This is a genomic window from Burkholderia sp. B10, assembly GCF_004368385.1.
In the GTDB taxonomy this organism is placed as follows: Bacteria; Pseudomonadota; Gammaproteobacteria; order Burkholderiales; family Burkholderiaceae; genus Burkholderia; species Burkholderia vietnamiensis.
Window position 1 is genome coordinate 1 of sequence record NZ_PQMX01000133.1, and the last position, 7,669, is coordinate 7,669.

7 protein-coding genes and 1 pseudogene are annotated in these 7,669 nt (G+C 68.1%); 7 read left to right on the top strand and 1 reads right to left on the bottom strand.

Annotated features, from left to right (window positions below; translation table 11 throughout):
- The 7 genes and pseudogenes from C3Y15_RS32060 to C3Y15_RS30755 form a co-directional block, all read left to right on the top strand.
- A pseudogene (locus C3Y15_RS32060) lies at nucleotides 1–252 on the top strand (hypothetical protein); the annotation flags it as partial.
- A 506-nt stretch (nucleotides 253–758) separates the two neighbouring features.
- Entirely contained in the window at nucleotides 759–1,703 is a 945-nt protein-coding gene (gene catA, locus C3Y15_RS30730) for a catechol 1,2-dioxygenase (RefSeq protein ID WP_059456216.1), read from the top strand.
- A gap of 111 nt (nucleotides 1,704–1,814) precedes the next feature.
- On the top strand, nucleotides 1,815–3,173 hold the full coding sequence (locus C3Y15_RS30735; RefSeq protein WP_124259963.1) for a Rieske 2Fe-2S domain-containing protein: 1,359 nt from the start codon (nucleotides 1,815–1,817) through the stop codon (nucleotides 3,171–3,173).
- The gene (gene benB / locus C3Y15_RS30740) at nucleotides 3,170–3,658 is read left to right on the top strand and encodes a benzoate 1,2-dioxygenase small subunit (RefSeq protein WP_124259962.1); all 489 of its coding nucleotides are present in this window, start codon (nucleotides 3,170–3,172) and stop codon (nucleotides 3,656–3,658) included. Before C3Y15_RS30735 ends, benB begins: the two co-directional genes overlap by 4 nt.
- 38 nt (nucleotides 3,659–3,696) lie before the next feature.
- Nucleotides 3,697–4,719, top strand: a complete 1,023-nt coding sequence (gene benC, locus C3Y15_RS30745) for a benzoate 1,2-dioxygenase electron transfer component BenC (RefSeq protein ID WP_124259961.1) — start codon at nucleotides 3,697–3,699, stop codon at nucleotides 4,717–4,719.
- Complete coding sequence (gene benD, locus C3Y15_RS30750) at nucleotides 4,716–5,492, top strand: benzoate diol dehydrogenase BenD (protein WP_124259960.1); 777 nt, start codon at nucleotides 4,716–4,718, stop codon at nucleotides 5,490–5,492. Before benC ends, benD begins: the two co-directional genes overlap by 4 nt.
- Nucleotides 5,493–5,595: 103 nt before the next feature.
- On the top strand, nucleotides 5,596–5,994 hold the full coding sequence (locus C3Y15_RS30755; protein ID WP_124259959.1) for a RidA family protein: 399 nt from the start codon (nucleotides 5,596–5,598) through the stop codon (nucleotides 5,992–5,994).
- A 316-nt stretch (nucleotides 5,995–6,310) separates the two neighbouring features.
- Here C3Y15_RS30755 and C3Y15_RS30760 read toward each other — a convergent pair.
- Nucleotides 6,311–7,669 (bottom strand): cytochrome c (locus C3Y15_RS30760; protein ID WP_243860296.1); only part of this gene is annotated, 1,359 nt, incomplete at its 5' end.

Genomic DNA, 7,669 nt, shown 5'->3' on the forward strand with positions numbered 1-7,669 from the left:
CGCCGAGACGCCGAGACGCCGAGACGCCGAGACGCCGAGACGCCCGATGCGCCCGATGCGCCCGATGCGCCCGATGCGCGATGCGCCCGATGCGCGATGCGCGATGCGTCGATGCGTCGATGCGTCGACGTGCCTCGCGCGATGCTCACTCAGCGATGGCCCGAGATCTTCGCGGGCCGCCGAATCCCGACACCGGCGCGATGCCATTGCCGCGTGCCCAGTCCCGCCGCCGTCATCCCGGCGAACGGATAAGCCGCCGCATATCCACTAGCGCGACGGAAAATCCCTCCGTTCCGTCATCAGGAAAACCCTGACCGCCCCCGGCCGACCGCAGCCTTCCCCCCAGTTTTCGCGACTGCAGCCTGCGCCGCCGCACGCCTCTACCCGCGCGGCCCCCAAACCTCCTCCGACCGCGCTCCAGCAAGCGTCCCGGCACGCTCGACTGCCCATTCAAGGTATCGTGCGCCGCGAAATTTCCGTTCGTACGATGTATTTCTATACCTGGTAGGTATCAAATAGCCGGGACAAAAGTATTGGACGCAGCATTTCCCCGCCGCGTATAAATCCGTTCCATGAACTCGCCACACGCAACGTGCGACCTGCTACGCAACGTCGAGCCGCACGACATCGCGACCGCACTACCGGCGTCGCCGCCCGCCGTCGCAGTCCGACGGCGACGTTTGATCCGAGCAGCCGTCGTGTTGCGCGCGCCGCACCCGTCGATCGCTTTTTCCAAAACTACATGTGGAGACACCATCATGAGCGTCAAGGTTTTCGAAACCAGGGAAGTGCAGGATCTGCTGAAGGCCGCATCGAATGCGAACGCCAACGGCGCGAGCACCGGCGACGCGCGCACGCAGCAGATCGTGCTGCGGCTGCTCGGCGACCTGTTCAAGGCGATCGACGATCTCGACATCACGCCCGACGAAGTCTGGGCCGGCGTGAACTACCTGAACAAGCTCGGTCAGGACGGCGAAGCGGCGCTGCTCGCGGCCGGCCTCGGGCTCGAGAAGTATCTCGACATCCGCATGGACGCCGCCGACGCCGCGCTCGGCCTCGACGGCGGCACGCCGCGCACGATCGAAGGCCCGCTGTACGTCGCGGGCGCACCGGTGCGCGACGGCGTCGCGAAGATCGACCTCGACGCCGACGCAGGCGCCGGCCCGCTGGTGATCCACGGCACGGTCAAGGACCTCGACGGCAAGCCGGTGGCCGGCGCGCTGGTCGAATGCTGGCACGCGAACTCGCACGGCTTCTATTCGCATTTCGATCCGACCGGCGCGCAGCGCGACTTCAACCTGCGCGGCGCAGTCAGGACCGGCGCCGACGGCACCTACGCATTCCGCACGCTGATGCCGGTCGGCTACGGCTGCCCGCCGCAGGGCGCGACGCAGCAGCTGCTGGACCGCCTCGGCCGCCACGGCAACCGTCCGGCGCACGTGCACTTCTTCGTGACGAGCGACGGCCATCGCAAGCTGACGACGCAATTCAACATCGAAGGCGATCCGCTGATCTGGGACGACTTCGCGTATGCGACGCGCGAGGAACTGATCCCTCCCGTCACGACGAAAACCGGCGGCGCGGCGCTCGGGCTGAAGGCCGACGCGTACCAGGACATCGCGTTCGACTTCGTGCTGACGCCGCGCGTCGGCGGCGCCGACAACCAGATCGTCGAACGCCCGCGCGCGAGCGCCGCCGCCTGAACACCCGACCGCACGGCCGCGCAAATACGCGGCCGCCGGTCTCCCCAGGATTCAATCGACACCGATGCGAGCGTGCTTGCAGGACGCGGCACGCGCACAGGAGGAACCAACATGTCCGCGACGATCGACCTCACCACCGAACTGGACCACCTGCTCGCCACCGCGGTGCAGGACGACAAGGACGCCGGCATCTTCCGCTGCCGCCGCGACATCTTCACCAACGAGGCGCTGTACGCGCTGGAGATGAAGCACATCTTCGAGCGCAACTGGGTGTATCTCGCGCACGAGAGCCAGATCCCCGACAACAACGATTACTACACGACGTGGATCGGCCGCCAGCCGGTCGTCATCACGCGCGACAAGACCGGCGAGCTGCACGCGGTGCTCAACGCCTGCGCGCACAAGGGCGCGATGCTGTGCCGCCGCAGGCACGGCAACAAGGGCAGCTTCACGTGCCCGTTCCACGGCTGGACCTTCTCGAACACCGGCAAGCTGTTGAAGGTGAAGGACGAGAAGACCACCGAGTATCCGGTGCAGTTCAACACGAACGGCTCGCACGACCTGAAGAAGATCGCGCGCTTCCAGAGCTATCGCGGCTTCCTGTTCGGCAGCCTCAGCGCCGACGTGCTGCCGCTCGAGGACTACCTCGGCGACGCGCGCGTGATCATCGACCAGATCGTCGACCAGGCGCCGAACGGGCTCGAAGTGCTGCGCGGCAACTCCTCCTACATCTACGAAGGCAACTGGAAGATGCAGATGGAGAACGGCTGCGACGGCTATCACGTGAGCACCGTGCACTGGAACTACGCGGCGACGATGGGCCGGCGCAAGGAAGACGGCACGAAGGCCGTCGATGCGAACGGCTGGAGCAAGTCGGTCGCGGGCGTCTACGGCTTCGATCACGGCCACATCCTGCTGTGGACCAAGACGATGAACCCGGAAGTGCGGCCCGTGTACCGGCATCGCGACGAGATCGCCGCGCGCGTCGGCGCGGTGCAGGCCGACTTCATCGTGAACCAGACGCGCAACCTGTGCGTGTATCCGAACGTGTTTCTGATGGACCAGTTCAGCACGCAGATTCGCGTGGTGCGTCCGCTCGCCGTCGACAAAACCGAGGTCAGCATCTTCTGCTTCGCGCCGAAGGGCGAGAGCGACGCCGACCGCGCGACGCGGATCCGTCAGTACGAGGACTTCTTCAACGTGTCCGGGATGGGCACCGCCGACGACCTCGAGGAATTCCGCGCATGCCAGGCCGGCTACGCGGGCAGCACGGCGATGTGGAACGACCTGTCGCGCGGCGCGCCGCTGTGGATCGACGGGCCGGACGAGAACGCCGCGATGATGGGGCTGAACCCGCGCGTGTCGGGCGAGCGCAGCGAGGACGAAGGGCTGTTCGTGTGTCAGCACGAATACTGGGTGCGCGTGATGCGCGATGCGTTGCAGCAGGAACGCGGGGAGGCACAGGCATGAACATCGACTACCAGACCATTTGCGCGGCGCTGTATCGCGAAGCGCGCCTGCTCGACGATCGCGAGTGGGACGCGTGGCTCACCTGCTACGCCGAGGACGTCACGTACTGGATGCCCGCGTGGGACGACGACGATCGGCCGACCGAGGATCCGCAACGCCAGATCTCGCTGATGTACTACGCCGATCGCGGCGGCCTCGAGGACCGCGTGTTCCGGATCAAGACGGAGCGCAGCGGCGCATCGACGCCCGAGCCGCGCACCAGCCACAACGTGACGAACGTCGAGGTGCTGGCGCAGCGCGACGGCGAGGTGGACGTGCGCTACAACTTCCACACGCTGAACCACCGCTACCGCGTGACCGATCACTTCTTCGGCACGGCGTTCGCCACGCTGCGTCGCGCGGGCGATGCGTGGCTGATCTCGAACAAGAAGATCGTGCTGAAGAACGACTACATCCGGCAGGTGCTCGACGTGTATCACGTCTGACGCCGATCGACCGACAGTAACCAGACGGAGACGAAGCGATGTCCACCTACCAGATCGCACTGAACTTCGAGGACGGGGTCACCCGCTTCATCGACTGCAAGGCCGGCGAGAAAGTGCTCGATGCGGCATTTCGCGCGAAGATCAACCTGCCGATGGACTGCTCCGACGGCGTGTGCGGCACCTGCAAGTGCCGCGCGGAAAGCGGCCGCTACGACCTCGGCGACGACTATCTCGACGACGCACTGAGCGACGACGAGAAGGCGGTCGGCGTCGTGCTGACCTGCCAGATGGTGCCGCAAAGCGATTGCGTGATCGCGGTGCCGGCGTCGTCGCTCGCGTGCAAGACCGGCCACGGCGCGTTCGCCGCGACCGTCGCGAAGGTCGAGCCGCACAACGACGCGGCGATCGTGCTCGAACTCGACGTCGGTGCCGCCGCGCCGGTCTTTCTGCCGGGGCAGTACGTGAACATCGGCGTGCCGGGCAGCGGCCAGCACCGGTCGTATTCGTTCTCGTCCGCGCCGGGCGACGCGAAGCTCGCCTTCCTGATCAAGAAGATTCCGGGCGGCGTGATGAGCACGTGGCTCGAGACGGCTCGCGCGGGCGACACGCTCGAACTCGACGGGCCGCTCGGCAGCTTCTACCTGCGCGAGGTCGCGCGCCCGCTGCTGTTTCTCGCGGGCGGCACGGGGCTCGCGCCGTTCCTGTCGATGCTCGAGGTGCTCGCGCGCAGCGGCTCGCAGCAGCAGGTGCATCTCGTCTACGGCGTGACGCGCGATCTCGATCTGGTGTGCGTGGAGGCGCTCGACGCGTACGCGGCGCGGCTGCCGAACTTCACGTTCGCGACGGTGGTTGCCGATGCGGCGTCGAACCACGCGCGCAAGGGCTGGGTCACGCAGCACATTCCGGCCGATGCGCTGAACGACGGCGACGTGGACGTCTATCTGTGCGGGCCGCCGCCGATGGTCGACGCGGTGCGCGGGTATTTCGACGAGCAGCGCGTGACGCCGCGCAGTTTCCATTACGAGAAGTTCACGCCGAACGTGACGGCGAAGGCGGCATGATGATGCAACGATTCTCGGGCAAGGTCGTGGTCGTCACCGGCGCGGCACAGGGCATCGGCCGCGGCGTCGCATTGCGCGCGGCGGCCGAGGGCGGCAGCGTGCTGCTGGTCGATCGTGCGGAATTCGTCGCCGCGGTGGCCGCTGAAGCGCCGGAGGGCAGCGCGGCCGCATGCGTCGCCGATCTGGAAACCTACGACGGCGCGCGCGCGGCGATCGCGTGTGCGATCGCGGCGTTCGGCCGGATCGACGTGTTGATCAACGGCGTCGGCGGCGCGATCCGGATGCGGCCGTTCGCCGAGTTCGAGCCGGCGCAGATCGACGCGGAGATTCGCCGTTCGCTGATGCCGACGCTGTACAGCTGCCATGCGGTGCTGCCGCATATGGTCGAGGCGGGCGGCGGCACGATCGTCAACGTGTCGTCGAACGCGACGCGCGGGATTCGCCGCGTGCCGTATTCGGCCGCGAAGGGCGGCGTCAACGCGTTGACGGCGGCGCTCGCGATGGAATACGCGGAACACGGGATCCGCGTGGTCGCGACCGCGCCGGGCGGCACCACGGCGCCGCCGCGCCGCGTGCCGCGCAATGCGGCCGGCGACAGCGCGCAGGAACAGGCGTGGATGGCCGAGGCGGTGCGGCAGGTGACCGATTCGACGTTCTTCAAGCGCTACGGCACGCTCGACGAGCAGATCGCGCCGATCCTGTTCCTCGCTTCGGACGAAGCGAGCTACATCACCGGCACCGTGCTGCCGGTCGCCGGCGGCGATACGGGCTGAACGACGCGCGGTTAGGCGAGGCCGCGGCGCGCGTGCAGGCGCCCCGCGTTGCAGTTCAACAGGAGGAACGGCTGGCGCGGTGCGCCCGGCCACGGAGACACCGATGCGCAACCGCGAAGCGATCATCCCGGCCGGGATGGAAAGCGTGTACGACAGGATCGGCTACGCGCCGGCGATCAAGGTCGGCGATACCGTGTACGTGTCGGGGCAGATCGGCCGCGACGCGGCGATGCAGCTGGTCGAAGGTCGTGAAGTGCAGATCGTGCAGGCGTTCGAAAACCTCAAGCGCGTGCTCGAGGCGGGCGGCGCGACGCTCGACGACGTGGTCGACCTCACGACGTTCCATACCGACATGCGCGACCTGCCGCTGTTCATGCAGGTGCGCGACCGTTATTTCCATGCGCATCCGCTGCCGGCGTGGACGGCCGTCGGCGCGCACATGCTCGGCGGCGCGCCGGGTTACATCGTGGAGATCAAGGCGGTGGCGGTGGTGGAGCGGTGAGCGTGAGGGTCGCGCCGTGGGAGGTCGTCGGTTGCTTGTATGTACGATTGCGCGCGACGCTGGCCAGTCGCGCGATGGAACCGAAGTAGCTGGCACGTCGGGCCGCGACGACGCAATGAGTCCGTTCGACTGCGTCACCGCGAGCAAGGCGATCGGAGATGGGCGTGAGTGAAGGTGAGTCGGTTTTGTGTCGACCCTTTCGCTCCCGCACGGCATCGCGGACGATGGATCGCCGCGCGTAACGCCTGACATCCTGTTGCGAAGCCGAAGCCGAAGCCGAAGCCGACACCACCCGATTCAGCCACCCGCGCCGCCCCTAGCGATGAATCGCCGCACGCAATCGCCGGACGTCCTGTTCGGACACCGGCGCCGCGCGATTCCCCCACGCGCCGCGCACGTAGCTGACCACCGCAGCGATCTGGCTGCTCGTCAGCGCGTCGCGCATCGCCGGCATCCGCTCGACGGGGCCGTTCTTGCCGGGCGCCGGCTGCGCGCCTTCGACGACGATGCGGATCGTGCTGGTCGGATCTGCCGCCAGCACGACGGAGTTCCCTGCGAGCGCCGGTCCGCGATCGGCTGCGCCCATGCCGTCCGCGCCGTGGCACCGGGCGCAGAAGCCCGCGTACACGCCCGCGCCCGGCGCCAGCTGGCCGCCTTCGGGGCGCGGTCCGGCCGCGGTCAGCCGCGGCACGCCGACGCCGAGCGGGTTCGTCGCGGCCGTCGGTTGCGCGGGCAACGACTTGAGGTACACGGCGATCGCATGACGATCGCCGTCGGTCAGCAGCGCGGTGCTCTCGCCGACGACCGGCGCCATCGCGCCGAACACCGCGCCGCGCGCGGCGTGGCCGCTGCGCAGGAACGCGGCGACGTCGTCGGCCGACCAGCGGCCGAGGCCGTCCGGCGCCGCGCCGGTCAGGTTCGGCGCGAACCAGTGATCGTTGATGCCGCCGGTCAGGAACGCCGGGCTGCGCTCGTCGTAGCCGCGCTCGTTGTAGGCCGGCCCGCGCGGCGTATGGCACGCGCCGCAGTGGCCGAGCCCCTGCACCAGATACGCGCCGCGATTCCATTCCGCCGATTTCGACGGCTGCGGCGTGAAGCGGTCGCGGTTCGCGAACACCAGGCTCCATAGCGACAGCGCCCAGCGCTGGTTGAACGGAAACGGCAGCTCCGTACGCTTTGCCGCATTCGCGGACGGCGCGACGCCGCGCATGAAATACGCGTACAGCGCACGCACGTCGGCGTCGCTCAGGTGCGCGAACGACGGGTACGGCATCGCCGGATACAGCCGGCTGCCGTCCGCGCGCACGCCGCGCCGCAGCGCGTCGTCGAACTGTCGCAGCGTGTAGTTGCCGATGCCGTGCGTCGTGTCGGGTGTGATGTTCGGCGCGTAGATCGGGCCGAACGGCGAATTGACCGGCTGCCCGCCCGCATACGGCGTGTGGTCGGCCGCGTCGTGGCACGCGGAGCAATCGCCGGCGAGCGCGAGGTAGCGGCCGCGCGCGATCGTCGCGGCGTCGGCGCTCGCGGCGGCCGCGGCGACGATCGGGCGGCGCGACGAGGAAGTGGGGGATGCGGGTGCAGCGGTTAAAGCGTACGAAGGCGAAGAAGCAGAAGAAGCAGAAGAAGCAGAAGAAGCAGAAGAAGCAGAAGAAGCAGAAGAAGCAGAAGACAACGC